1 pseudogene is annotated in these 223 nt (G+C 51.6%); it reads right to left on the bottom strand.

What is annotated here, in order from left to right:
* Positions 1-223 (bottom strand): annotated as a pseudogene (locus tag KNQ97_RS19285) (type I secretion protein); the annotation flags it as partial.

Below are 223 nucleotides of genomic sequence, written 5' to 3'. Positions count from 1 at the left end.
TGGATCATTGTCATGATCGGTCTTCACAAGGCTGTCTTCTGCATTGACCGGGGTACCATTACGATCAACCGTTTCTGCCTTAACGGTCAATTCGCCATCAGCAAAGCCTGCTGGTACTTCTGCTGTATAGCTGCCATCAGGATTAACTGTGGCTTTCACCTGCTGTTCCAGCGGATTACCTGCCTGGTCCTGACCTGTGATGGTTAAGGTCACCTCGCTGCCC

The sequence above is a fragment of the Acinetobacter sp. UC24323 genome, assembly GCF_024151445.1.
Lineage (GTDB): Bacteria > Pseudomonadota > Gammaproteobacteria > Pseudomonadales > Moraxellaceae > Acinetobacter > Acinetobacter baumannii.
The sequence above is the reverse complement of the archived record's forward strand: the minus strand, read 5'-3'. Positions and strand labels throughout refer to the sequence as shown.